Raw genomic sequence first — 22,826 nt, forward strand, 5'->3', positions numbered from 1 at the left:
CAAACTTGGAGATGTGGTGGAGGAATAAGATCGCGGCGCCTGTTTGGCGCGCGATCACCTCCAGCCACATCAGTAGTCGCGCCATTTCCCCATTCGAGTTCTCATCCAGTCGATGCGCCCGGGAAATCGTGTCGATAATGACAAGTCGCGCTCCCAGGCAAAACTCTACCAGCCCGCCGCGTTGTTCTTTGTCTCCCGCGTCGAGTCCGGCGCCGACCACAGAGAGCAGGTCCACTCGCTCCGCGGCGATGGCGCGGTCCTCGGGAGACAGCCGCGCGCCGATGGCGTACAACCGGTGCTGGAGGACCGGCTGCGGATCTTCCGCGGCCAGGTAGACAACTCTCCCAAACCCTCCAGGCTCGACCCCCACCGTGTCGCCACCACCGGCCACGGCGATGCTGGCTTGAATCGCCCAAAACGATTTGGAGGTGGCACCTGGGGCGAAGAGCGTCCCCACGGTACCGGCCAAAAAACCAGGCCAGATAAAATCGAGAGGCACGGGCTCGTTGTTGAACGCCTCCAGGATGTCGACCCGATACTTGCAAAAATCGATGCTCATGCCGTGCCCTCCATCTGGTCTGGCGTAGCGGTCTGTCGCAATTCCTCGGCCAGGCGGAAGCAAAGGGCGATCTGTTTTTCTGAGATGTGCCCCTTTGTGCGCCTGTAGTTAATTAGATCCAGCGCGATGCGGACCGGCCGCGCCGCAGGGTCCCTATCCTCAATCAGAAAGGCCGCGGCCGAGAGGTCCGCGCCTAAGCTGGACCCCGACCACATGTCTACCCCTATCGCGCCGCAATCCCCGCCGTTCGCGAGATCCCGCGCGACTGCGGCGACCAGCGCCGCAAGTTTTTCCCGGGTCCAGAATGGGTGGTTCATAGGTCACCCCCGTTATCGTTGTCGAACATGTCGCCCTGGGGATCGTCTGGCTGCGACCCGCTTGCGCTTGCCACCCGCTTGAAAACGTCAGTCGCAATTTGCCGGACGCGGGTGGGCGTGACTGGGGGCCACAGCACCGCCCCGATCTCCCGCGCGTTGCGGCCCTCTGACAAAAGTTTGCACACAGCGCGTTCCTGGTGGGTCCGGGTAAACCGAATAAGCTGCCCCCACCGACGTGGGGAAAGTCCGCACACGATTGGGGATGAGGTTTCAGGCCAGCGCGGAATGTCTAAAAAGTCATTCCAGTTCTCAGGGAATAAATCATCTATGAACCCCACTACGACCCCGCGGTGCTTTCGGGATTGGGATTTCATGCTCATTGGGCACCCCCGGATTTACGGGGGCGGCCCATGGGCTTCGTATCTGCCGCCACATCAGTGAGTCCGTCGAGATATGCGGCCAGAGTGACCAGGGGGACCATCCGCCTTCGCCCGACTTTGACTGCCCGTAGAATCGGTCGCGACGACCGCAAATTGTTGCGCAGCGAGCCGGACGCCCAGCCAATGACCGCCGCCGTGTCAGGAATGAATAGGTTTAATTGTTTTGGGAACATCTCTCGCAAGATGGCGAGATGAATGGAGTCTTTCTGTGCAGTAGGCATGACGTACCCTCGCAGGTACGCCAGCTGCCTTGTGTGTGGCGTAAATCAAAATACGGTGGGTGCCCTACGCGTACTCCCCAAGGGGAACTAAGTCCGTACGCCAGGGGGTCGCGATGTCCGCTGCCCGTCGGGCCTGGCAACAACGCGGCCAAGAATTTGCGATTCGTGGGCTGGTCGCGCCCGCGGGTTTCCCCGCAACTGGCCCCCGCGCCCCAGCGGAATGGTCGGGCCAGTCGATCACACTCCATGACACCATCAGCAATAAAGAGGAGTGACAAGAACATCCTAGCAAACTCAACAGAATAGCGCAACCCATTGAATCATATACGGATTGATACAGCATAACATACGCATGTTATTGCACATTTCGAGTCTTGCCGTGCTGTAATTATGCTGTAACGGGAAACAAAAATGGATGATAGGGGATGCTATCCGATGATAGACAGTGCGCGGGCATCAATGCCGATAAACCGTGGCATATCAGTGTGTTGCGTGTAACTTATTGTTTGGCTTGGGTGTATTCTGCGTCGGTTCAAATGGCAAAACTCGCGTTCGCAATGCGAAGGTCGGGAGTTCGATCCTCCTCCGCACCACAAAATCAAAGACTTACGCGGTATGTAGGCCCTACGGCTGCCGATAGGTCCCGGCCTTCTCTCTTGCGGTGTTACGCCGAGACAAGCCCGCCTTCTGGCACGCCGGCATTTCCTTAGGTTCGATCTGCTCCATCCTTTTCATGCTTGCCTAGTCTGTGGTGAGCAGCCGAAGTGATTCCCAGACCCGGCACGCCTTTGCGCTAAAGCGCGTAATGTCTCCACGACGCAGCCTACCGCGCCGACACCCGCCCATCGTGCGCCCGTGACGAAAGCCTTCCCGCACCATTGTGCGGCATGACCGGTCATCATTGTATTTGCGAAAGCGCCTGTCATGTCTGCCGTGAGCGGCCTCCCGGCGCCGCTCGCGGCTTGAAGGGGCATCGGCCAAGGTCTGCCTTTTACCGAGTCCCCGTCTTGCGAAGAATCCGTTCGGCGCTTCGCCCTCCCCGGCGCGATCGGCCCATCTCACCTTTGTCTGCCTATGGCGCTTGCGACTTCGAGGCGGTCCCTGAGCGCGTTAGGCTCCCGTCGCCCAAGGTTCGCCCGGGGTGACGGCAAGAAGCTCAATCGGGGTGCAAAACCGGGTGTTTTGCCCTTCCCCCTTCGCAAGAAACCGGCCTCCGGGCCTTGCGCCCGTTGAAAGCGGCCCGGTTATACCCATGAAGAGATAGTTGTCAAGGAAAATGCGGGTTTTTGGAATGCGCGTGTTAGACAACCCCGCGCGGGTTTGGTAAAAAGACCTCGATGGATAGATGGAAAGATGATGCAAGAAAAGTCTAACAGCACCAAGTCACCAAGGGGGTTGTGAGCGCGATGGCCTATCAAGTCAACGGCAAGGCGGTGGAAAGCACGGAGACGGGATATCTCGTGAATCAGGCGGACTGGGACAAGGCGGTGGCCATGGAAATTGCCAGGACCGAGGGTGTGGATCTGAGTCAGGACCATTGGGATGTGATCGAGTATCTGCGCGATCAGTACCTCAACCACAACGGCGAGCTGCCGAACAACCGCCATATTCTGAAGGGTATGCAGGAGGTCTGGTCGGACCGCAAGGTCGACAACAAGACACTTTTCGATCTTTTCCCCGGAAATCCCTCGAAGCAGGCAGGCCGCATTGCGGGTCTTCCTGAAAGCATGCGCAAGGGCGGCTATTAGTCCGTAGGCGCTTGCGGGATACTCACCTGTCGGCAGAGCGCCCGCCGCCTAAGCGCGGCGCGATCGCGTCTGCCGAGGCGCTAGAGCGGCTGCATCCGGCGATGCTCCGTAGGCACGTTTTTTGTGCTCAGTGAACGCGTGACTCTTCCGTGCTCGTGTGGGCGACGTGCGCATCGGGCGGCGGGGCTGCACGCTCACGGCCCCTGGTGCGAGTGCCCTATCCCCCTTTTTTTGCGGTTTTTGCGAGTAACGCACGGCCTGTCGGAGTTCGTTTAAACGAGAACGGAAAGGCGCGCTAGACAGATATCGAAGTCAGCTGATCGCGTCGATAGGGTCAGATTACCAACATTCATGCCGGTGGCGATCTCCCTGTCGTGAGGGGAACCTCATCGGAAGTCAGACATCGTTCGATGTTGGAAGAGCCCATTTCTTGAATAAAAGGAGCTCATCTGTCATGATCGCAACCCCCTTTTTCCGGGGTGACTGCGTTCATCCTACTTAGGTCCGACTTATGCGGGCTCAAGAGTTCTGTAGGATGGTTTCGCATGCAGCGCATAAGGAGAGAGACATGAAAATAACGAGACGGCTGTCGCGATGCCTCGGGGGGCACGTGGAAGCTGAAAGCAGTGTTCTTTGGTCTTCTCGCCACGGCCTGACATGGACTCTCGGGGCCTTCGCGACGGCAGGCCTGATCGGAACCACCATGGCCTTGATCTTTTGGACTAAGGGTCATATTGCGTCCGGTGCCGGTGCCGGGGCTAACCGTATCGTTCTTACTGCAAATGCGGCACCTCCAGCGCTCTGGTCCAATGCTTGGCTCGGTCGTAGGCCGTATCGCGCCGTAGCCTTCCATGGTCTTAGGAGGTTCGCGACGGGGTTTAGCCTTGTTGTGCCCGAGAAGTCTCGGACGCTGCGCCAGGCCCTGATGCGCATGGCGCCGGATATCGGCGTGCATTTGGTGAGATTCAAGGATGAGCTGTCGAGCGACGCAGGACGGGCTTTTTCGGCGCACGCGTGGCTTTGACCGTCTCATGCGACCACCATCGGCCGGCCTTTTGCGACCTTTTGTCCGAGTGCGACCAGGGTTCTAAACGCGGCAGAGGCGCGCGGGGAAAGCGTTTGCCAGGATGAGCTCGGCCCGGGGGCCTCGAAAACCCGGATGGGGGCGCGCGTGGCGGATGGTTATAATGCGCCGATGCAAATAAAGCCATGGGAACAGAGCGGCATGTCTTGGCAGGCTCTCGGTGGACGGTTGCTTGCGACAGCCTCCAAACCACGTACCGCGCGAGTGATTAACACGGGCGCTGCGGTCGTCGTGGCGGCGCTTTTGGCGAGCTGGACATGGGGCGCGCTATCGCCCCCAGGGCAATCGGCGGCGCCGCAGGTCACGGTGGAGCATTCCACGCAGGCGCCTCTATCGGTTTTGTTGAGAAGCCATCTGTTTGGCCGGTCGGCGACAACGACGCTGGCGGCGATCCCGGTGAGCCATCTCGCGCTGACCTTGTCCGGGCTTGTAGCGGGAAAGCCTGGCGTTGCATTGATCGGTAAGCCCGGACAGGGTGTCCGCCCGTATATCGTCGGGGCGACCATATCGACGGGCGTGGTGCTGGCGGCAGTCGCCTCTGATCGGGCGATTCTGAAACACAATGGGCGGCTTCAGAGCCTCTTGTTGTACCCGCCCAGCGCGACAAGCGCAGGCGCGCCGTCCAGCACGGCGACGCTCGCGCCACCGGCGCCGGTGGCGGTGCCACAGGCCAGCCTGGGCATCAGTCATCCCGTCACGGTTCCGGTCGAGCCGTCGGTCGTGGCGGCGTTCGGCAGTGTGTCGAACGTAACCTTGAAATCGTGGCTTACGCCCGGCCCCGCGGGCGGCGTGCTTGTAAAAGAGGCTCCAGGACAGGCCTTTGCAAGTCTTGGCTTGCGCAAGGGTGACATTATCGAGGAGGTGAACGGACGGCCCGTGAACTCCTTGGGTGCCGCGGTCAGTGCCTATATGGCCGGGGCGAAAAACGGTGACGTTACAGTGGATGTAGCGCGCGACGGGCACATGAAAGCCTTCACGTACAGCATGCAAGGCCCGTGAGTCAGTTCGTGTTGTGGATACCCTTTCTAAGGACAGAATACCGATGGGTGAATGGGCGCGTAGTCGCTTATGTGCGGGGTTGCTTCTAACGCTGGTCTTCTCGAGTGCGCGATATCCAGCTTTTGGAGACGACAAGGCCGGCGTTGCATTGAACGATCACCCCGTCGTAGGCGCGCATACGCCCCTGACGCCTAAGCCCGCATCGCACCCCGTATTAAGCGCCGGGGCCGCACCAGCGGTGGCAACCGGTGGCTCCACTGTCGTGAGCACGTCCGACAAGGTCCCGCCAGGTAAGATGTTGTTTAATTTTGACAACGCGAATATCCGCGCGGTGATTCGTGCCGTCGCCGAGCTTACGGGCAAGAACTTTCTGATCGATCCGCGCGTACAGGGCAAGGTCACTATCGTGTCGGCCGCGCCAGTATCGCTGCAGGCCGCCTACCAGATCTTTCTGGGCGCCCTGAAGGCGCAAGGTTTTACGGCCGTCCCAGGGCCCGGGCATGTCGTGAAGATTCTTCCCCAGGCCAACGCCCGCCAGGCGGCGCCCGTGAGTGCGCATTGGCCCGCGGGTGGTGATGAATTGGTCACCCAGGTAATCCCCATAGACGCGGGTCAGGCCTCGCAGATCATGCCGCTTTTGCGCCCCCTCATGTCGAGCGCGGGCATCATTTCGGTGTACGCCCCTACCAATACCCTGATCGTCACAGATGATGCCGATAATGTCCGCAGGCTCATGCGCATCGTCTATGGCCTTGAGGCCGAGGTCCGATCGCCGGTCGTAATCATCCCCGTCCATTACGCCTCGGCTGTGGATATGGCAAATCTCCTTGTGCGCTTGGGGGAGGCCCAGTTGCCGAGCGCTTCCGGGACACTGGTGGGCAACTATAGCCCCGTCTACATCGTGCCGGATACGCGCTCCAATAGTCTGCTCGTCCGTACCGCAAGCCGAAGGAAGCTGCGATTCATAGAGGCCCTCGTGAATAAGCTCGATATCCAGGGCGAGAGCGGTGGTACCACGCATGTCGTGTATCTGCGCAACGCGCGGGCAAGCCGGATCGCGAAGATCTTGCGGGGTCTTTTGCAGGGGGAGGCTAAGGGGGCGAGCAAGCGCGTGGTCGCGGCGGTCCAGCCTGTCGCCATGGCGGGGCAGCCGCCTGTTTCAGGAAAAGTTTCGGCCCACGCCATAAAATCGTCTGTTGTTCAGGCCGATCCTTCCATTAACGCACTTATTATCAATGCGCCGAATGCCGTGTATGATAGTCTGCGTGCGGTCATTTCTAAGCTGGACATACGGCGAGCTCAGGTATTTGTGAAGGCGCTCATAGCCGAGGTCACGGTCGACAATCAGGCTGAGCTCGGCGTGCAGTGGGCCGGCGCGGCTCCTGCTGGCAGTGGCGCGGTGGCCGGCGTGACGAACTTCCCCGTGACCGGTTCAGGGATAGTCTCGACAGCGGCGGCCCCCTCGAATTTGGCGAACGAAGCGGGGCTTGCGCTCGGGTTCATAAGCGGCACCGTGACGCTCGCGGGCGGTCAGACCGTTGTCGGTCTTTCGGCGTTCGCCCGCGCCTTGCAGTCGGTCTCGGGCGTGAACGTCTTGTCGACGCCCGATCTCCTCACGCTCGACAACACGGAAGCAAAAATCATGGTTGGACAGAACGTGCCATTCATTACCGGCAGCTATTCCACCGCCGGGACGGTCGGTACGGCGGCTGTGAATCCGTTTCAGACCGTTGAGCGTAAGAACGTGGGCCTCACGTTGAAAATCAAGCCGCAGATCACTGCCGGCAACAACATAAAAATGCAGATCTACGAAGACGTGTCGAGCATAGCGCCGAGCCTGTCGGGTGCAGTCGACCTCATAACGAACAAACGCGAACTGAAGACCACAGTGATTGTGGCCAACGGCAAGACGATAGTGCTGGGGGGCCTCATAAGCGATGAGGTGGAGAATAATTGGCAGGGCGTGCCGCTCTTAGACAGCATCCCCTTGATCGGAAATCTCTTTCGCTATCGTCAGCGCGTGAAGAAGAAGACCAACCTCATGGTGTTCTTGAAACCTGTGATCGTGCGCAATAGCGAACAGAGCGAGGGATTCACGGCCTCGCGCTACGCTATGATGCGGGCCGAGGAGGATGCGGTGCGCTTCTCGCATTCTTATGTGTTACCGAATTATCATCAGCCCCATATGGCGCCGTTGCAAGAGGGCAAGACCGCGCCCAGCGTGCCTCCTGCCCCGAAGGCGGTGGCGCCGGGTGGAACGCATGGTTGAAATGATCGAGCGTCCCCTGGATAAGGAGTGGATCAGCAGACTTCCTTACCACTTCGCGAAACGCTACGGCGTGATGAGTGTGGGGCTGGTCGGTGATGAGGTGGAGGTGTGGCAGAGGGAGGACGTGCCGGGCCCGGTTCTCGCGGAGCTCGAGCGGGTGCTGCGCAGGCCGCTGCACCTTACGACTGTGGGTGAAGAGGCCTTCCAGGCGGCCCTTAATACGGGGTACGCGCGCGACATGTCGCATGCCCAGCAGATCATGGGCGCCCTCGATGAAAAGCTGGACTTGGCCGAACTCGCCCAGCACCTGCCGAAGACCCAGGATCTGCTGGAGAGCGAGGGTGACGCGCCGGTGGTGCGCCTGATCAATGCGCTGCTCACGCAGGCGGTACGCGAAAAGGCCTCGGATATCCATATAGAGGCCTTTGAAACCCGGTCCCTGGTGCGTTTCCGCGTCGATGGGGTATTGCGCGACATCATAGAGCCGCAGAAGGCCGCGCACGGGATACTGGTTTCGCGGATCAAAATCATGTCGCGGCTCGACATTGCCGAAAAGCGGCTCCCGCAGGACGGGCGTATCACCTTGCGTCTGGCCGGGCGACCCATCGATGTTCGCGTCTCGACGGTACCCACGGCGCACGGCGAGCGCGTGGTGATGCGCCTTCTGGACAAGCAGGCCGGCCGCCTGAATCTGGGCGCACTCGGGATGCCGGCCGACACGCTCACCATACTGCACAACCTCATCCATCAACCTCACGGGATCTTTCTCGTCACGGGCCCCACGGGCTCGGGGAAGACGACGACCCTCTATTCGGCGCTGGGCGAGCTCAATACGCACACGTCGAACATCATGACGGTCGAGGATCCGGTCGAGTATGAACTGGATGGTGTGGGGCAGATTCAGGTGAACCCCAAAATTGACCTGACGTTCGCGCGGGCATTACGTTCCATTCTGCGACAGGATCCGGACATCGTCATGATCGGCGAGATCCGCGACCTTGAGACCGCCCAGATCGCCGTGCAGGCAAGCCTCACGGGCCATCTGGTTTTGGCGACCTTGCATACGAATGACGCGGTGGGTGCCGTGACACGTTTGGTCGATATGGGCATAGAGCCCTTCCTGGTTGCTTCGACCCTCCTTGGGATCTTGGCGCAACGCCTCGTGCGCACTTTATGTGGCACCTGTCAGGGGCACGCACAGGCGGTCGGTGTGACCTGCCCGGCCTGTGGATCGACCGGCTATCAGGGGCGCACGGGGCTTTACGAACTCTTGACGGTAAGTGACGAGTTGAAGGCATTGATCCATGACCGGGCCGCCGAGGCCCGGTTGCGAGAAGTCGCGCTTGCGCAAGGGTTGCGCACGCTCTATCAGGATGGCCTGCGGGTCGTCGCCGAGGGGCGCACGAGCATGGAAGAGGTAATGCGGGTTTCCCGTGACTGATTATGGCGGCATTTGAGTATGAGGCGCTAGACAGCGACGGACGCGCTATAAAAGGCGTCATGGAGGGTGACGGGGAGCGGCGTGTCCGCGTCCTCCTGCGCGAAAAGGGGTTCATTCCGATCAAGGTCGCGCCCATCGAAAAGGAGCGCGCCGAGCGACGGGCGTTTCGTTGGCAGACCGGCCTCAAGACCGCGGAGCTGTCGCTCCTGACCCGCCAATTTGCGACTTTGGTGCGCGCGGGCCTGCCCATTGAGGAGAGTCTGCAGGCTTTGACGGAGCAGAGCGAGTCCGCGCGCGCCCGCAAGATCCTTGCGGCGGTGCGCACCAAGGTCCGCGAAGGGCAGTCCCTCGCGGGCGCCCTCGGGGATTTCCCGGGGTCCTTCCCGCCGCTCTATCGTCATCTCGTGGAGGCCGGCGAACAATCCGGGAAACTCCCGGTAATCCTGGAGCGGCTTGCCGATTACACTGAGCAGCGCCAGGCCTTGACGCAAAAGGTGTGGGTGGCCTTTCTGTATCCGGCGCTGGTAACGATAGTGGCAGTGGCCATCGTGGGCGGCCTGCTCGTGTACGTTGTGCCCCAGATCGCTCAGGTCTTCGTCGATAGCGGTGCGCCGCTCCCCTGGGCGACACGGGCCTTGATCGCCATAAGCCATATTGCCAAGGAGGGCGGGGTCGCGTGGCCTATTGGCTTTCTTGCGATTCTGGTCGCGGGGCGGCTCTTTTTGCGCAAGCGCGAGCGGCGCATCGCATGGCAGAGGCTGCTTCTGCGCGTGCCGCTTTTGGGGCGGCTCATAAGGGGCCTGAACGCGGCGCGGCTTGCGAGCACCTTGGGCATCCTCACGAGCTCTGGGATCCCGCTGCTGCTCGCGCTCGAAACGGCCATGCAGGTGGTTACCAACTTGCCGATGCAGATGGCAGTCGAGGAGGCCAGGCAGGAGGTGCGCGAGGGTGGTTCGCTTGCCCGCTCGCTCGGTCGCGCAAAGCTCTTCCCGCCGCTTGTCATCCATTTGATCAGTAGCGGCGAGGCGAGCGGCTCCTTGGATACCATGCTCTCGCGCGCCGCCGAGGCACAGACGCGTGAGCTCGAGGGCTTCGTGACTGCGCTTACGAGTCTGATCGAACCTGTGTTGATTCTCGTCATGGGGGGGATGGTGCTGTTCATCGTGCTTGCCATCCTGCTGCCGATTTTCGATATGAACCAACTTATCAAGTGAGCCTTATGTTCAAGATGCAGCGATCGCGTGGTTTTACCCTCATCGAGGTCATGGTCGTCATGGTGATCATAGGGATCCTGGCGGCTGTGATCGTCCCTAAAATCATGAACCGGCCGAATGAGGCGCGGATCGTGGCGGCCAAGAACGACATCCGCTCGATCATAAGCGCCCTCAAGCTCTACCGGCTCGACAACGGCCGATATCCGACCCAGCAGCAGGGCCTGAAGGCTCTGGTGCAGAAGCCCACTTCGGGGCCGGCCGCGCCCGACTGGCGTAGTGGGGGATATTTGCCGCGGCTGCCCGTCGATCCGTGGGGACAACCCTATCAGTATTTGAATCCCGGCATCCACGGGGGCGTGGACGTTTTCAGTTACGGACCGCACGGCAAGGGCCATGGTATGAAGGACGTCATAGGGTCATGGCAGCTCTAGGGGGTGAGCGCGGCTTTACCTTATTCGAGATCCTGGTCGTACTGGCCTTGATCGGCATCATGCTGGGCGTGCTCGTACCGCGGCTTGGACGGGGTATTGGGGTGTCGGCGCGCAGCGAAGGTCTGCGGCTTCTGGCGCTCCTGCGCGCGGCCCGCACCCAGGCGATCGTGACCGGCAGGCCTTACCGCGTGAATTTCGGGGCCCATGGTTACGAGTTCTTGACATTGAATGGTCACGGCCGTTTCTCGCAGGTGAAGGGCGCCCTGTTTCGCCCCCGGCACCTGCCCGCGGGGGCCGTGATTCGGGACCTCGGAAAAACGCATGCGGTGATCTTTACGCCAAGCGGGCTTGGCCGCGCGTTTCGGCTCGAGGTGGTGACGTCCCACGGACGGTTCCTGTTGTCGGGAGATAACAATGGGCGCGTCAAGGGTGCGGCAAAGAGCTGAGTGTGGCGGCTTCACGCTGCTGGAGGTGCTAATTGCCCTCTTCATTCTGGCGATTGCGCTCGCGGCTGTGATGCGCAATCTGACGCAGGCGATCACGACCGCAGGCGCGCTTCGGGATCGTACGCTCGCGCTATGGGTGGCCGAGAACCGACTCGCGCGCGTGGAGGCCGTGATCCATTGGCCGCCCACAGGCAGGCATCAGACGAGTGCGCGCGAGGATGGGCGGCGTTTTCGGGTGGTGACGCGTGTGCGTGCCACGGCGTTGCCGGAGATCCGTCGCGTGCGCATCACGGTCCGTCGGGCCCACCGCGGGCATGTCTTGATGCGGCTCGTGGGCTTCGTGCGCAAGCCATGATGCGCAGCAAGGGGTTCACGCTGCTCGAGATGTTAGTGGCCATCGCCATTTTCGCGGTCGTGGGCGCGATCGCCTACACCGGGCTCGACCGTGCCATGGCCATCCGCGCGCACCTTAAGGCCGTGCGCGTGCGTTGGCAGGAACGCGAGCTTGCCTACTACCGCTTGGCCGAGGATTTGAGTCAGGCGCGTGGCCGGCCGGTGCGCGACGGCGCCGGGACCTTGGTGCCAGCCTTCGTGGTGCGGCGCATGGGGCGTGGCGTACGTCTGAATTTTACGACCGGCGGAACGCCGCCTTTCCGGTTGCGTCCGGCAAGCGATCTGCGGCGGGTGGATTACACGGTGATGCATGGGCGTCTGATATGGCGGCGGTGGGCGGTTCTGGATCGCGCTCCGGGCGAGCACCGGGCGCACGAGGTGCTGATGCGCGGCGTGCGTCGCCTCCGGGTGCGGCTTTTGGCGTCCAACGGGCTCTATGTGCGCACCTGGCCGCTCGCCGGCCAGCCGGCCGCAGACCCCAATGCCGTCAAGGTGACCCTGACACTGAAGGACGGCCGGCATATCCGTTGGCTGTTCCCGGTCGGCCGATGAGGCGCGAGCGGGGACTTGCCCTCATCGTGGCCCTGTTGGTGGTGGCGCTCACGGCGACCATTGCCGCGGATCTTATGCGCGGCGAATTGCTATGGTTCAAGGAGAGTGGGAATGTGCGCGCTCTGGCGCAGGCACACGCGGCCATGGACGGGGCCTTCCGCCTCGCGGCTGTGGAAGTGACTCATCAAGGGCGTCATGATCAGGTTGACGATCTGGCCGAGCGCTGGGCCCAGCCCCTGCCGCGCTTCCCGGTAGGCGGCGGCACGGTGCACGCGTGGGTCCTGGACCCGGAGGGACGCTTCAACCTGAATGACCTTGTGGTGGCGGGCAAGGAGGTACCGGGGGCGGTGGCGGTGTTCACGCGGCTTTTGCAGCTGGCGGGTCTGAACCCCTCACTTGCGCAGGCGGTCGTGGCCTGGGAGATGCCTCCTGGTTCCGCCGGCGGCGGTTTCGACGCCGTCTATCTCGGGCGGCGCACGCCTTATAGAGCCGGGCGCCAACCCATGAGCGGGGTGAGCGAGCTGCGGCTGGTGCAGGGCTTCAGTGCCAAGATCGTACGGAAATTACGCCCTTATTTGACGGCCTTGCCGCTTGCGACGCCGATCAATGTGAATACGGCACCGGCCCTGGTGCTCGCAGCCTTGTGTCCGGGTCTTACGCTGAAGGAGGCGCAGACCTTGGGGCAAGAGGCGCTACGCACGCCGTTTATGAGCGCGGCGGCATTTCAGCAGGCCTTGCCGCAAGGGGTAAGTCCCAGCTATCAGGCCGACGTGCAGACGCATTATTTCCTGGTCCATGTGACCGCGCGCTTCGGGGGGATCGTCGCGCGCAGGCGTGCGCTTTTGTATCGGGCGGCGCGCGGCCAGGCGACCGTCATATTGTGGCAGGAGGCGTTATGGGAACACCATCGGGTCACGGCCAAACACACATAAGGGGCTTTATGCGCCTCGGTATAGGGGGTCACAGCCTGTCAGGTGAGAATCTTGCGAAGTGGAAAGACCGTATGGAGGCCTGGGTGCGGGCGCCGGGTGCGGCCCCCTGGAATATCTTTCTGCCGCCGGATTTCCCGGAGACTCAGACCGTCGAGTGGCGGGGCCCCGGAGCTGAGGCAGGTCGCGGGCCCTTGAGCGAATTGCCCGAGGCGGCGCGGCGCGCCTCGATCCGCGTATGGACGCCCGCCATAGAGACTTTGCTCACAGTCGCGCAGTGGCCTGGGCGTGGGCGCGGACGCTTGGCGCAGGCCTTGCCCTATCTGCTCGAAGAGCAGTTGTTGGCCGATCCGGAAACCTTAGCCTTTTCCCATCGCGATACGGAGGCCGGCATTTTCGTGGCGGTGACCGCCAAGGAGCGGCTCTCGGCGTGGCGGGCGGTCATGGAGGAGGAGCGGCTCGACGTCACCTTTTGTCCCGTGACCCTGGCCCTTCCATGGCGTCCCCGAACCTGGTCGTGTCGCTTCGCCGATGGCCAGTGGGCGGTACGCACTGGCCCCTATAGCGGTTTTGGCGCCGCGGGCCTTTTGACGCAGATTCCGGCTGCCTTCCGGCAGGCGCTCACCGAGGCCGTCAAGGCAAAGGCCGTGCCCGATTCGATCACCCTGTTTGGGGGCGACGAGGCCCTGCGTGCTTTGATCGCGCGCGAGTCGGGCCTCTCTGTCATCGCGGATGCGCGACCGATAGGGGAGGGGGAGACGCCCGGTTTTCGTCTGGGGGAGACGGGCGGGGCGGTGAGTGCCAGCGGGCTTGCCGCGCTGCGCGCATTGCGACCGGCCCTCGTAGCGCTCGCCTTGGTGCTCGCGCTCGGATTCGCGCGCACGGTATTTGATTGGGTGCGGCTCTCGCACGAGGAGGCGCGCGTTAACGCCGAGATGACATCGATCTTCACGGCGAACTTCCCGAATGCGCCGGTGCTCGACCCGGCGCGGCAGATGCGACAGGGGGTGGCGAAGCTTGCGGCACGAGCGGGCGGTGCTGGCCAAGGCTTTCTCGCGGTCTTGACCGACGCCGGCCCCGCGCTCGCGGGTCTCGCCCAAGGGGCCTTGACGCGTCTCGAGTATCGGCATGGGGCGGTGCGCTGTGCCGTGCGCCTTGCCAATTTCGATGCACTGACGGCCTTGAAGCATCACCTTATGCGCAACGGGCTCTCGGTGCAGATCACGCATGTCATGAGCCATCAGGGCGGCGTGCAGGCCTTGGTGACTATGACGAGGAGGTCGCCATGAAGACGGTTCCTTTGGTGGTGTCACGTATCCAGTCGGCATGGCTTGCACGCAGCGAGAAGGAGCGCCGAGTGGTCTTGTTGGCGGCTCTGATTGCGCTGCCGCTCTTTTTCTACATGCTTTTGTGGATACCCTTGGCCGCGCGCGTGGCCCATTGGCAGCACGTGCTCCCAAAACAACGCGCAACGCTGTCGGTCATGCGCCACGAGGCGGCCTTGGTGCACTCGCTACGCGCACATGTGGGCCATGCCCCCACGGGCACCGCGCTTTTGAGTCTGATCGAACAGCAGGCGCAGCTGGGGGCAATTGGCGGCATGCTGAGCGAGTTGTCGCCGCGCGGATCGCACAAGGCCGAGGCGGTATTCAGTAAGGTGCCGTTCAATGGGTTGGTGCGCTTCCTCGCGGGGCTTGGCGCCCGCGGGGTGGAGCCCGCGCACGTCGAGCTCACGCCCGCGGGCGTGGGGCTTGTGAGCGGGTCTGTGATTCTGGTCGTCCACTGACGATGCGCAAACTTCGCTATATCCTGCTCGCGATCCTGGCCTATGCGGTCTTTCTGCTCGCGACCGCGCCCGCGCGGGTGGTGTTGCCCTATCTCACTCAGGGATTGCCTCCCATGGTGGGTGTCACGGCCGTGCACGGCACGATCTGGGGCGGACGCGTAGACCTCATCTTGACCACGGCCACCGGGCGCGAGGCCTTGAGCCGTGTGCGATTTACCTTTATGGCCTCGCCCCTCTTCCGGGGGCGGATCGGCTATGCTCTGCGGCTTACAGGGCCCGTGCAGGGCCATATGCAGACGGCCTTCGCTTCGCAGGTGCAGGAGTTCTCCAATGTGGCCTTGAGCGCGCCCGCTGGTGTGCTTGCGTCCTTGGTCCCGGCCGCGCAAGACTTTGGGCCCGGCGGCAAGCTCACGCTGCATGCCCGCACTCTCGTGTGGGGGCCGCACCCCTCGGGCCAGGGGACTTTAACCTGGCGCGACGCCGCGCTCGTGAGCGCGCCCGTCAATCCCCTGGGGACTTATGACGCTCGTTTCGTACTGGCCGCGCCGGGGGTGGTCTATCGCATCCAGACTCTGAGCGGTGTGTTGGTCGTGCGAGGCCGTGGGCGCTATGGGTTTGCAGACGGCGCCCTTTCGTTCACGGGCGACGTGCGCAGCCATGGTCTGCGCCTAGGCGGTCTCGTGCAAAGCATCGGGGTCCCGGATGCTCATGGGGGACGTCGGGTCGATTTTCATATGACATTCTAGTCCCGGCGTACTCGCGCTCCGCCTTGGTCTCGCGTGGAGCGAACTGGGTGGATTTGGGGCTTGAAGCGGTGTCTTAGTCTAGCAAAGCCCGCGCGATGGCCTCGGCGGTCTTGATGCCATCGACCGCCGCCGACAAGATGCCGCCCGCGTAGCCTGCGCCCTCGCCGGTGGGGTAGAGGCCGCGGGTGTTGCGGCTCTGTCGATCCTCATCGCGGGTGATGCGGATCGGCGCCGATGTACGGGTCTCAACCCCGGTCAAGACCGCATCCGGGAGCGTGAAGCCCGCGATCTTGCGCGCGAATGCCGGTAGGGCCTCACGTAGGGCGTCGATGGCGTAGGCAGGCAGGGCCTCGCTCAGATCACCCCACCGCACGCCAGGCTGGTAGGAGGGAATGACCTCGCCGGGCCCGACGCTTGCCCGTGCCGCCAGGAAATCCTCCAGGCGCTGCGCGGGCGCCTCGTAGCTAGCACCGCCCAGCTCGAAGGCGCGTTCCTCCCAGTGGCGCTGAAAGGTGACCCCGGCCAAGACGTCATCACTTGAAAAGTCCGCGGGTGTCACGCCGACTACGAGCGCGCTATTGGCATTGCGCTCGTTGCGCGAGTACTGGCTCATGCCATTGGTGACGACCCGCCCCGGCTCTGAGGCGGCGGCCACGACCGTGCCGCCCGGGCACATGCAGAAGCTGTAGACCGAGCGGCCGTTAGTGGCGTGATGGGCGAGCTTGTAGTCGGCGGCGCCGAGTAGGGGGTGCCCCGCGTGGCGCCCGAAGCGACAGTGGTCGACGAGCGACTGCGGGTGTTCGATGCGCAGGCCGATCGAGAAGGACTTGGGTTCGAGGAATACCCCGCGATCGCGCAACATGGTGAAGGTGTCACGCGCGCTATGGCCTATGGCGAGCACGACATGGCGGGCCTCCAGGGTGCGGCCGGAGGCGAGCGTGAGGCCCTGCATCACGCCCCCGGAGCGGTCGATATCGACTACGCGACTCTCGAACTGCACACTCCCGCCGAGTGCCTCTATGGTGGCCCGCATGCGTTCGATGATGCCCACTAGGCGGAAGGTGCCGATATGGGGTTTGCTGATGGTGAGAATCTCGGGGGGCGCCCCGGCGCGGACGAACTCCTCCAACACTTTGCGCCCGTAGTGATGGGGGTCGCTGATCTGGCTGTGCAGCTTGCCGTCCGAAAACGTGCCGGCGCCGCCCTCGCCGAACTGGACGTTGGACTCGGGATTCAGAATCTTGCGCCGCCAGAGGGCGAACGTATCCTGGGTGCGCTCGCGTACCGGCTTGCCGCGCTCGAGGATGAGGGGCCGCAGGCCCATTTGCGCAAGCATGAGTCCCGCGAAAAGCCCGGCCGGCCCGAAGCCCACGACTACGGGCCTCAGATGCGGCGGATTCGTCGTGTGAAAGGGCGGTTCGTAGCGGCTGTCAGGGCGTCGGATGATATGTGGGTTCTTGTGATGGCGCGTGAGGAGTCGTTCGTCGTCACGCGTCGCCACGTCAAGCGTATAGATGAGCGCGATGCGGTCCGGGTGGCGCGCGTCATAACCGCGCCGTGCAACGGCGTACGACAGGAGTTCGGAGGCGGGGATGCGCAAGGCCCGGCAGATCGCATCGTGCAGGGCATCCTCGCTGTGATCCAGGGGGAGTCGGACTTCCAGGAGTCGTAACATGGGGGTATCGGTATCCGCAAGCGGGTGAGCGGGCGGCCTAGGCGCGCTTGCGCGCGGACCTGTCATGAGCCACAACCGCCCATGCTACCGATTCGGCGCAGGGATGTCTCGTGTGGCGCGATTGCCCCCTGTGTTTCCTCGTATGCTCTTGATCCACGAAACCGGAGTCGCTCGCGACCGGTCGGCGCCCGTCCTCTACCCCCGGCCTTTGTGACGCGCGTGGCGTTTCGGGTTATCTTACGGGGTATCGGCGGCGCCGTCGGGATCAGATCAAGACGCTGGGACGCGGCCGGTAATAGACTAGCGGAGCCGGGCAGGGGCATGGGCTCCCCTGCGCGCTCGATCAGGCGCTTACGCGCATTGCACAGCCACTTCGGGACCGAATCATGTCAGTCGATGAGAAAACACAGCAAACCGCCTCCCCCACGCTGCGCCTGGCCCGCGGGTGGCGTTATGAGGACCTGTTCCCCCGGCAGGGCCTAGAGCGTCTGGATGGCGAGTTTCTGGACCACTTGGTCGCGCGCGACGCGGATCTGGCCGCGCGGCTGCGCGCCTTCCGTGCAGGCGCCGATCCCGAGAGTCCGCTTGCCCGCAGTACCTTCCTGCTGGCGGTGGCGCCCCATATTGAAAGCTTCATAGCCGGGCTCTTCGGCATCGACGCCGAAGTCGCCGCTCTCCACAAGGGCACGGTAAGCCACGATGGCGTCATGCAGTTCAAGAAGCAATTCGTGCAGCGTCGTGCCCGGCGTTATCGGGGCGACTTTCCGCAGAGCTTCGCGGATCTCGATGCGTGGCTCGATGATGAGGCGCGCAGGCGTGGTTTGCCGCTTGTCGACCGCGAGTGGGCAATCGCGCGGCTCGGGGAGGAGTGGCTGTCTGACGAGAAGGCGCACGAGGCCGAGGTAACAAGGCTTACGCAGTGGTGCGCGATGGTGTTGAATGACGGCGATATCCGCGCGCAGTTCCCGGATTGGGCGAGCTTTGTGTTGCCCGAACGCGTCGACCACACCCACCTCGTACCCGTCAATCGCGTTGAACGTTACGGGACGGAGATGGCTGAGGGTCCGCAGGCGGAGTTCCGCCGGCGCGACGGTTTTCATCTGACCGATCTGCGCATGGATGCGCGCCACGTGCAGAGCGAGACGCACTACTGTCTCTATTGTCACGACCACGACGGCGACTTCTGCTCCAAGGGCTTCCCGGAGAAGAAGGGTGTCCCGGAGCTCGGCCTCAAGGTCGACCCCTTGGGCGTCACGCTCACCGGCTGTCCTCTCGAGGAAAAGATCTCTGAGATGAATCTCCTGCGGCGCGACGGTCTGAACATTGCCGCGCTCGCGATGGTCATGATCGACAACCCCATGGTGCCGGCCACCGGGCATCGCATCTGCAACGACTGCATGAAGGGCTGCATTTATCAGAAGCAGGACCCGGTCAATATCCCGCAGATCGAGACCCGTGTACTGACCGATGTCCTCGACCTGCCGTGGGGTGTCGAGATCTACGACCTGCTGCTGCGTTGGAATCCTCTTTTGCAGTACGACTATCTTCCGGGGGCCGACAACGGCCGCAAGGTCCTAGTCGCGGGCATGGGTCCTGCGGGCTTCACCATGGCCCATTACCTGAGTCGCGCCGGCTGTGCCGTGCTCGGTATCGACGGCCTGAAGATCGAACCCTTACCGGAGGCGATCGTATCGGGCCCGGTGTTTGCGTGGAAGGATCTCGCCGAGGACCTCGACGAACGTATCCTGCTCGGGTTCGGCGGCGTCGCCGAGTACGGCATCACGGTCCGTTGGGACAAGAACTTCCTGAAGCTCATCTACCTGAGTCTCGCGCGCCGGCCGCGTATGCGGGTCACAGGCGGCGTGCGTTTCGGCGGGACGATCCGGGTCGAGGATGCTTGGGAGCTCGGTTTCGATCATATCTGTATCGCCACGGGTGCCGGTCTCCCGCGCGTCGTTCCCATGACGAATAGTCTCGCGCGCGGCATGCGTCAGGCGAGTGATTTTCTGATGGCCCTGCAGCTTACGGGCGCCGGCAAGGAGACGAGCCTTGCCAATCTGCAGGTGCGGCTCCCGGCGGTCGTCATAGGCGGGGGACTGACGGCGGTCGATACCGCAACTGAGGTTCAGACCTACTATATCAAACAGGTGACCAAGATCCTGGCCCGTTACGAGATCATGGTCGAGGAGCTGGGCGTCGAGGCGGTCCGCAAGGGCTTGCCGCCCGAGGATGAAGGGATCCTCGATGAATTCCTGGCCCATGGCCGGGCGGTGCGCGCCGAGCGTGAGCGCGCCCGGGTGGCGGGCGAGACGCCGAATTTCATACCGCTCTTGCGGTCGTGGGGCGGGGTCACGCTCGCCTATCGCAAAGGCATGAACAATTCGCCGGCTTATACGCGTAACCACGAGGAATTGACCAAGGCCTTGCAGGAAGGGCTCTACTACGCCGAGGGCCTAGACCCGCTGCGCGCGGACCTGGACGCCTACGGTCATGTCCAGACACTCGTCCTGCACCGCATGCGCGAGGTGGAAGGTCGCTGGGTGGGGAGCGATCAGGAGGTGAGGCTGCCAGCGCGTACCGTGCTGGTGGCCGCAGGGACGGTCCCCAACACCATCTATGAGCGTGAATATCCGGGCACCTTCCTGCTCGACGGCAATCATTTCGAGGGCCACGTCGCCCACGGGGATCATCTGCAGGCGGTGCAGGTGGCGGCACACTGCAAGGCCCCGGAGACCGGCCCCTTCACCTCCTACGCGCAGGACGGCTACCGGGTGAGCTTCCTGGGTGACACCCACGCCGCTTTCCACGGCAGCGTGGTGAAGGCCGTGGCCTCGGGGAAGGTCGCGTTCCCGCAGGTGATGGCGGTCCTGGGGGCCATGCAGAGGCCCGCAAGCGACGAGTCTGCGGCCGCCTTCCTCGCGCGCATGCGCGCGCTCCTGGAGCCGCAGGTGGTGGCGATCGACAAGTCGAACCCGGCGGTGGCGGAGGTCTGGATCAAAGCACCCATGGCGGCCCGGAACTTTAAGCCGGGTCAGTTTTTCAGGCTCCAGACCTTCGAATCGCGCAGTGCGGTGGTCGCCAATACCCGCTTGCAAGTGCCCGTGATCACGGTGAGCGGCACAGGCGTCGAGGACGACCGCGTGCGACTCATGATCCTTCAATGGGGCGCGGGCGCGCGCGTCGCCGGTGCCCTCAAGGTCGGCGATTCCCTCATCCTCATGGGCCCCACGGGGGCGCCGACTGACATCCCGTCGGGCCAGACCATCCTGGTGGTGGCAGGGCGCTGGGGGGCGGCGGTCATGCTCGATATAGGGCCGGCCCTACGCGCTGCCGGCAACCGTGTCGTCTACGTGGCGGCCTTCGCTCGGGCCTCCGAGCTCGATAACCAGAACGGGCTCGAGGCGGCCGCTGATCAGATCGTGTGGTGCACGGCGCAAGGCCCGCGCATCGAGGCGCGCCGTCCGCAGGATCGGTCGGTGGAGGCCACCGACATGGTGGCCTTGCTCGGCCAGTACGCCGCAGGTGGGCTTGATCTGCCCACGGACGCCACCCCCCTGGGGGCAGTCGACCGCATTCTCGTTATGGGCTCCACGGGGCTTCTGAAGGCCTTCCAGGGGGCCTTGAAGGGCGTTTTGCAGCCGCTCTTCAAGCCAGACGTGAAGGCCATAGCGACCGTCGGTAGCCCCATGCAGTGCATGATGAAGGGGGTCTGCGCCCAATGTCTGCAGTGGCAGATCGATCCGGCCACGGGACTGCGCACGCGTGCCGTGTTTTCGTGCGCCGAGCAGGATCAGCCGCTCGCCTGGGTGGATCTCGAGAATCTAGCCGCCCGACAGGGACAGAATCGTCTCTCCGAGCGACTCAGCAATCAGTGGCTTACGACGGTGCTAGCGGCGGCCGGCGCACGCCAGGGCGGGGCCTGACGTGCAGGCAGGCGGGGGCCTCCGGGCGCGGGTGTTTTTAGTGTGTGGCGCCCCAGATATTGAGGGGGCAAGGGACGGCCGCGCGTGTGAAGCCGAGGTCGGCGGTGCGCAAAGTCAGGTCATAGCGTGGGCAAAGTTGGGCGAGCAGCGCATCGCTCGTGCCGGGCGGGACGCCCAGGCGGCGGCAGAGCTTGCGTAAGAGAGCGGCTCGATATGGTCCTTGCAACCCGCTGTCCGCGCGCCCGAGAGGCCCTGTAACAGTTCTTGTGGAAGGTATTCTTGCCCGAATCGTAACGGTGGGGACGGCCTGCCGTACGTTTCACGACCAGTCGCCGATCGCCTGTTCGGTGTCGTAAGGTCATGCAGGACACGCCCCACGCTTTTGACACCCAGCCTTTACGCGGACCCGCGCCATCTCGGAGAGTCTGGAGCCGCTTGCGCGGGATGACCGTGGCGCTACCGAAGCCTCCTATCTCACCGTCTTGCGCCGCGCCCGAAGTCGCGTTGGCACTGATCGAAGAGTGTGCGCGCATCGTGACCCCGCAAAACGAGACCCACCTCGCGATTGTGCTTGAGGCTCGATGGACTCAGGTTCTCCGAGCCTATGAAGGCGCGGTCGGGGCCTGCGATCAGCTTGGCATGCAGATAGGGATGGCGCAGGAAGCGGACCTGAACGCCGGACGAGGCGAGAGAGCGTGCGACCCTGCGGTCATAGCGGTTCAGGCGCGAAGGCAGCAGTAGGTCGGCGGAGCGCCCCTTGGCGCGCAAGGCAGCGAGCACCGGCCGGTCGCGTCCGAGCTCCTCGGATTCTATGCACACGCGGCCCGGCATCCGCAGGGTATGTACGAGATCGGCGGTCGCGCCGGGGGAGAGGATCAGGGTCTCGCGCGGACCGCGCCCCGCAGGCCTGCGTGACCAGTCGGCCTGGAAGACGGTGCGCAGGGCCAGAGCGACGCGCGGGTTATGGCCGATCCAGAGGTACTCGCGGTTCTTGCGGAAGGCCGACCAAGTCATGTTCGCAGTCCCGATCTCGCCGCGCTCGCCCGAGACCATGTATTTTGCGTGGTCGAAGACATAGCGGCGTGAGAAGCGCCGCGGGGCATAGCGGACCTGGGCGCCGGTTGCGCGCAGGCGCGCGATTTCCCCACGTGGCCTGCGGCCATAGGGGTGGCGGGCAATGATGATGCGTACGCGTACCCCGTGGCGCACGGCCGAGTGCACTGCACGCAGGATCACGCGATCGGTCAAGAGGTAGGTGTTGATGTCGAGGCGCTTATGGGCATGGTGTATGAATCGGACAACCGGCGCTACGCCGGCTTGAGGTTCTATGAAGAGCATGGGTCCACTGGGTCTCGGTAAGGGTATTTGCGCGGGCGGCCGCCAGTTCCTAGTGGACCTGAAAAACGCGGGATGCACAAGGCTGTCCGGGCCATTACGGCGGATTGTCGGGTCCTCTCATCCGCAGGGCGCTCGAGTGTGGATTTGCGCCATCGGGGCGACGTCCGACCTTGCTGTATGGGCTGCGAGCGTCTACCGTAAGTTGCAATGAGATCGCAATCGCTGAGCGCGAAAGGCGCCCCCCGGCCGGGCCGGAGGGCCGTTTTGCGCATGGCGCCGGCACGACGCCCGCTTGGGGCGACAGCGAGGAAGGCA

Annotated in this window: 19 protein-coding genes and 1 tRNA gene; 16 read left to right on the forward strand and 4 right to left on the reverse strand. The window is 63.4% G+C overall.

The genetic code is table 11. The features are described 5' to 3' along the window. The coding region (locus ACYCTF_RS07470) for an AAA family ATPase (protein ID WP_461284762.1) at positions 1–559 on the reverse strand (559 nt) is incomplete at its 3' end. Then, positions 556–876, reverse strand: coding sequence for a hypothetical protein (locus tag ACYCTF_RS07475; RefSeq protein ID WP_461282343.1), 321 nt, complete (start codon positions 874–876; stop codon positions 556–558). The genes ACYCTF_RS07470 and ACYCTF_RS07475, both read right to left, overlap by 4 nt. A 1,185-nt stretch (positions 877–2,061) precedes the next feature. Between ACYCTF_RS07475 and ACYCTF_RS07480 the strand changes: the two genes are divergently transcribed. The 15 genes from ACYCTF_RS07480 (at position 2,062) to gspN (ending at position 15,575) form a co-directional block, all read left to right on the forward strand. Further along, positions 2,062–2,130: transfer RNA gene (locus ACYCTF_RS07480), tRNA-Ala, on the forward strand. 813 nt (positions 2,131–2,943) lie between these two features. Next, positions 2,944–3,285, forward strand: a complete 342-nt coding sequence (locus ACYCTF_RS07485; RefSeq protein WP_461282411.1) for a TusE/DsrC/DsvC family sulfur relay protein — start codon at positions 2,944–2,946, stop codon at positions 3,283–3,285. A 568-nt stretch (positions 3,286–3,853) separates the two neighbouring features. Next, a complete protein-coding gene (locus ACYCTF_RS07490; protein ID WP_461282344.1) occupies positions 3,854–4,309 on the forward strand; it encodes a hypothetical protein in 456 nt (151 codons plus the stop codon). 201 nt (positions 4,310–4,510) lie between these two features. Further along, positions 4,511–5,368 (forward strand): type II secretion system protein N, encoded by an 858-nt coding sequence (locus ACYCTF_RS07495; protein WP_461282345.1) that lies wholly within the window; start codon positions 4,511–4,513, stop codon positions 5,366–5,368. 262 nt (positions 5,369–5,630) lie between these two features. Further along, entirely contained in the window at positions 5,631–7,637 is a 2,007-nt protein-coding gene (gene gspD, locus ACYCTF_RS07500) for a type II secretion system secretin GspD (RefSeq protein WP_461284763.1), read from the forward strand. After that, complete coding sequence (gspE, locus tag ACYCTF_RS07505; protein WP_461282347.1) at positions 7,630–9,078, forward strand: type II secretion system ATPase GspE; 1,449 nt, start codon at positions 7,630–7,632, stop codon at positions 9,076–9,078. Before gspD ends, gspE begins: the two co-directional genes overlap by 8 nt. A gap of 2 nt (positions 9,079–9,080) precedes the next feature. Further along, positions 9,081–10,292, forward strand: a complete 1,212-nt coding sequence (gene gspF, locus ACYCTF_RS07510; RefSeq protein ID WP_461282348.1) for a type II secretion system inner membrane protein GspF — start codon at positions 9,081–9,083, stop codon at positions 10,290–10,292. Between the two features lie 14 nt (positions 10,293–10,306). Continuing rightward, positions 10,307–10,723 (forward strand): type II secretion system major pseudopilin GspG, encoded by a 417-nt coding sequence (gspG, locus tag ACYCTF_RS07515; RefSeq protein ID WP_461282412.1) that lies wholly within the window; start codon positions 10,307–10,309, stop codon positions 10,721–10,723. Next, entirely contained in the window at positions 10,711–11,169 is a 459-nt protein-coding gene (locus ACYCTF_RS07520) for a GspH/FimT family pseudopilin (RefSeq protein WP_461282349.1), read from the forward strand. The genes gspG and ACYCTF_RS07520 overlap by 13 nt, the downstream gene beginning before the upstream one ends. Beyond that, positions 11,138–11,524, forward strand: a complete 387-nt coding sequence (gene gspI, locus ACYCTF_RS07525; RefSeq protein ID WP_461282350.1) for a type II secretion system minor pseudopilin GspI — start codon at positions 11,138–11,140, stop codon at positions 11,522–11,524. The genes ACYCTF_RS07520 and gspI overlap by 32 nt, the downstream gene beginning before the upstream one ends. Further along, positions 11,521–12,114 (forward strand): type II secretion system minor pseudopilin GspJ, encoded by a 594-nt coding sequence (gene gspJ, locus ACYCTF_RS07530; protein WP_461282351.1) that lies wholly within the window; start codon positions 11,521–11,523, stop codon positions 12,112–12,114. Before gspI ends, gspJ begins: the two co-directional genes overlap by 4 nt. Next, positions 12,111–13,046, forward strand: a complete 936-nt coding sequence (gene gspK / locus ACYCTF_RS07535; RefSeq protein ID WP_461282352.1) for a type II secretion system minor pseudopilin GspK — start codon at positions 12,111–12,113, stop codon at positions 13,044–13,046. The genes gspJ and gspK overlap by 4 nt, the downstream gene beginning before the upstream one ends. Beyond that, positions 13,010–14,332, forward strand: a complete 1,323-nt coding sequence (gene gspL, locus ACYCTF_RS07540; protein ID WP_461282353.1) for a type II secretion system protein GspL — start codon at positions 13,010–13,012, stop codon at positions 14,330–14,332. Before gspK ends, gspL begins: the two co-directional genes overlap by 37 nt. Continuing rightward, positions 14,329–14,829, forward strand: coding sequence for a type II secretion system protein GspM (gene gspM / locus ACYCTF_RS07545; protein WP_461282354.1), 501 nt, complete (start codon positions 14,329–14,331; stop codon positions 14,827–14,829). Before gspL ends, gspM begins: the two co-directional genes overlap by 4 nt. Before the next feature lie 2 nt (positions 14,830–14,831). Continuing rightward, a complete protein-coding gene (gene gspN / locus ACYCTF_RS07550) occupies positions 14,832–15,575 on the forward strand; it encodes a type II secretion system protein N (protein WP_461282355.1) in 744 nt (247 codons plus the stop codon). 73 nt (positions 15,576–15,648) lie between these two features. On the opposite strand, the gene ACYCTF_RS07555 is transcribed toward gspN, so the two are convergent. Further along, positions 15,649–17,250, reverse strand: a complete 1,602-nt coding sequence (locus tag ACYCTF_RS07555) for an NAD(P)/FAD-dependent oxidoreductase (protein ID WP_461282413.1) — start codon at positions 17,248–17,250, stop codon at positions 15,649–15,651. A gap of 386 nt (positions 17,251–17,636) precedes the next feature. Between ACYCTF_RS07555 and ACYCTF_RS07560 the strand changes: the two genes are divergently transcribed. After that, the gene (locus ACYCTF_RS07560) at positions 17,637–21,173 is read left to right on the forward strand and encodes an FAD-dependent oxidoreductase (protein ID WP_461282356.1); all 3,537 of its coding nucleotides are present in this window, start codon (positions 17,637–17,639) and stop codon (positions 21,171–21,173) included. Between the two features lie 474 nt (positions 21,174–21,647). Here ACYCTF_RS07560 and ACYCTF_RS07565 read toward each other — a convergent pair whose 3' ends face one another. Then, on the reverse strand, positions 21,648–22,511 hold the full coding sequence (locus tag ACYCTF_RS07565) for a phospholipase D-like domain-containing protein (protein ID WP_461282357.1): 864 nt from the start codon (positions 22,509–22,511) through the stop codon (positions 21,648–21,650). Positions 22,512–22,826 lie beyond the last annotated feature (315 nt).

It is taken from the genome of Acidiferrobacter sp. (assembly GCF_054609335.1).

Coding starts and splice junctions, on each gene's coding strand:
- ACYCTF_RS07565 (WP_461282357.1), bottom strand. CDS start 22,511: ATGCTCTTCATAGAACCTCAAGCCGGCGTAGCGCCGGTTGTCCGATTC.
- ACYCTF_RS07560 (WP_461282356.1), top strand. CDS start 17,637: ATGTCAGTCGATGAGAAAACACAGCAAACCGCCTCCCCCACGCTGCGC.
- ACYCTF_RS07485 (WP_461282411.1), top strand. CDS start 2,944: ATGGCCTATCAAGTCAACGGCAAGGCGGTGGAAAGCACGGAGACGGGA.
- ACYCTF_RS07490 (WP_461282344.1), top strand. CDS start 3,854: ATGAAAATAACGAGACGGCTGTCGCGATGCCTCGGGGGGCACGTGGAA.
- gspE (WP_461282347.1), top strand. CDS start 7,630: ATGGTTGAAATGATCGAGCGTCCCCTGGATAAGGAGTGGATCAGCAGA.
- ACYCTF_RS07495 (WP_461282345.1), top strand. CDS start 4,511: ATGTCTTGGCAGGCTCTCGGTGGACGGTTGCTTGCGACAGCCTCCAAA.
- gspJ (WP_461282351.1), top strand. CDS start 11,521: ATGATGCGCAGCAAGGGGTTCACGCTGCTCGAGATGTTAGTGGCCATC.
- gspF (WP_461282348.1), top strand. CDS start 9,081: ATGGCGGCATTTGAGTATGAGGCGCTAGACAGCGACGGACGCGCTATA.
- ACYCTF_RS07475 (WP_461282343.1), bottom strand. CDS start 876: ATGAACCACCCATTCTGGACCCGGGAAAAACTTGCGGCGCTGGTCGCC.
- gspK (WP_461282352.1), top strand. CDS start 12,111: ATGAGGCGCGAGCGGGGACTTGCCCTCATCGTGGCCCTGTTGGTGGTG.
- gspL (WP_461282353.1), top strand. CDS start 13,010: ATGGGAACACCATCGGGTCACGGCCAAACACACATAAGGGGCTTTATG.
- ACYCTF_RS07555 (WP_461282413.1), bottom strand. CDS start 17,250: ATGTTACGACTCCTGGAAGTCCGACTCCCCCTGGATCACAGCGAGGAT.
- ACYCTF_RS07520 (WP_461282349.1), top strand. CDS start 10,711: ATGGCAGCTCTAGGGGGTGAGCGCGGCTTTACCTTATTCGAGATCCTG.
- gspN (WP_461282355.1), top strand. CDS start 14,832: ATGCGCAAACTTCGCTATATCCTGCTCGCGATCCTGGCCTATGCGGTC.
- gspG (WP_461282412.1), top strand. CDS start 10,307: ATGCAGCGATCGCGTGGTTTTACCCTCATCGAGGTCATGGTCGTCATG.
- gspM (WP_461282354.1), top strand. CDS start 14,329: ATGAAGACGGTTCCTTTGGTGGTGTCACGTATCCAGTCGGCATGGCTT.
- gspI (WP_461282350.1), top strand. CDS start 11,138: ATGGGCGCGTCAAGGGTGCGGCAAAGAGCTGAGTGTGGCGGCTTCACG.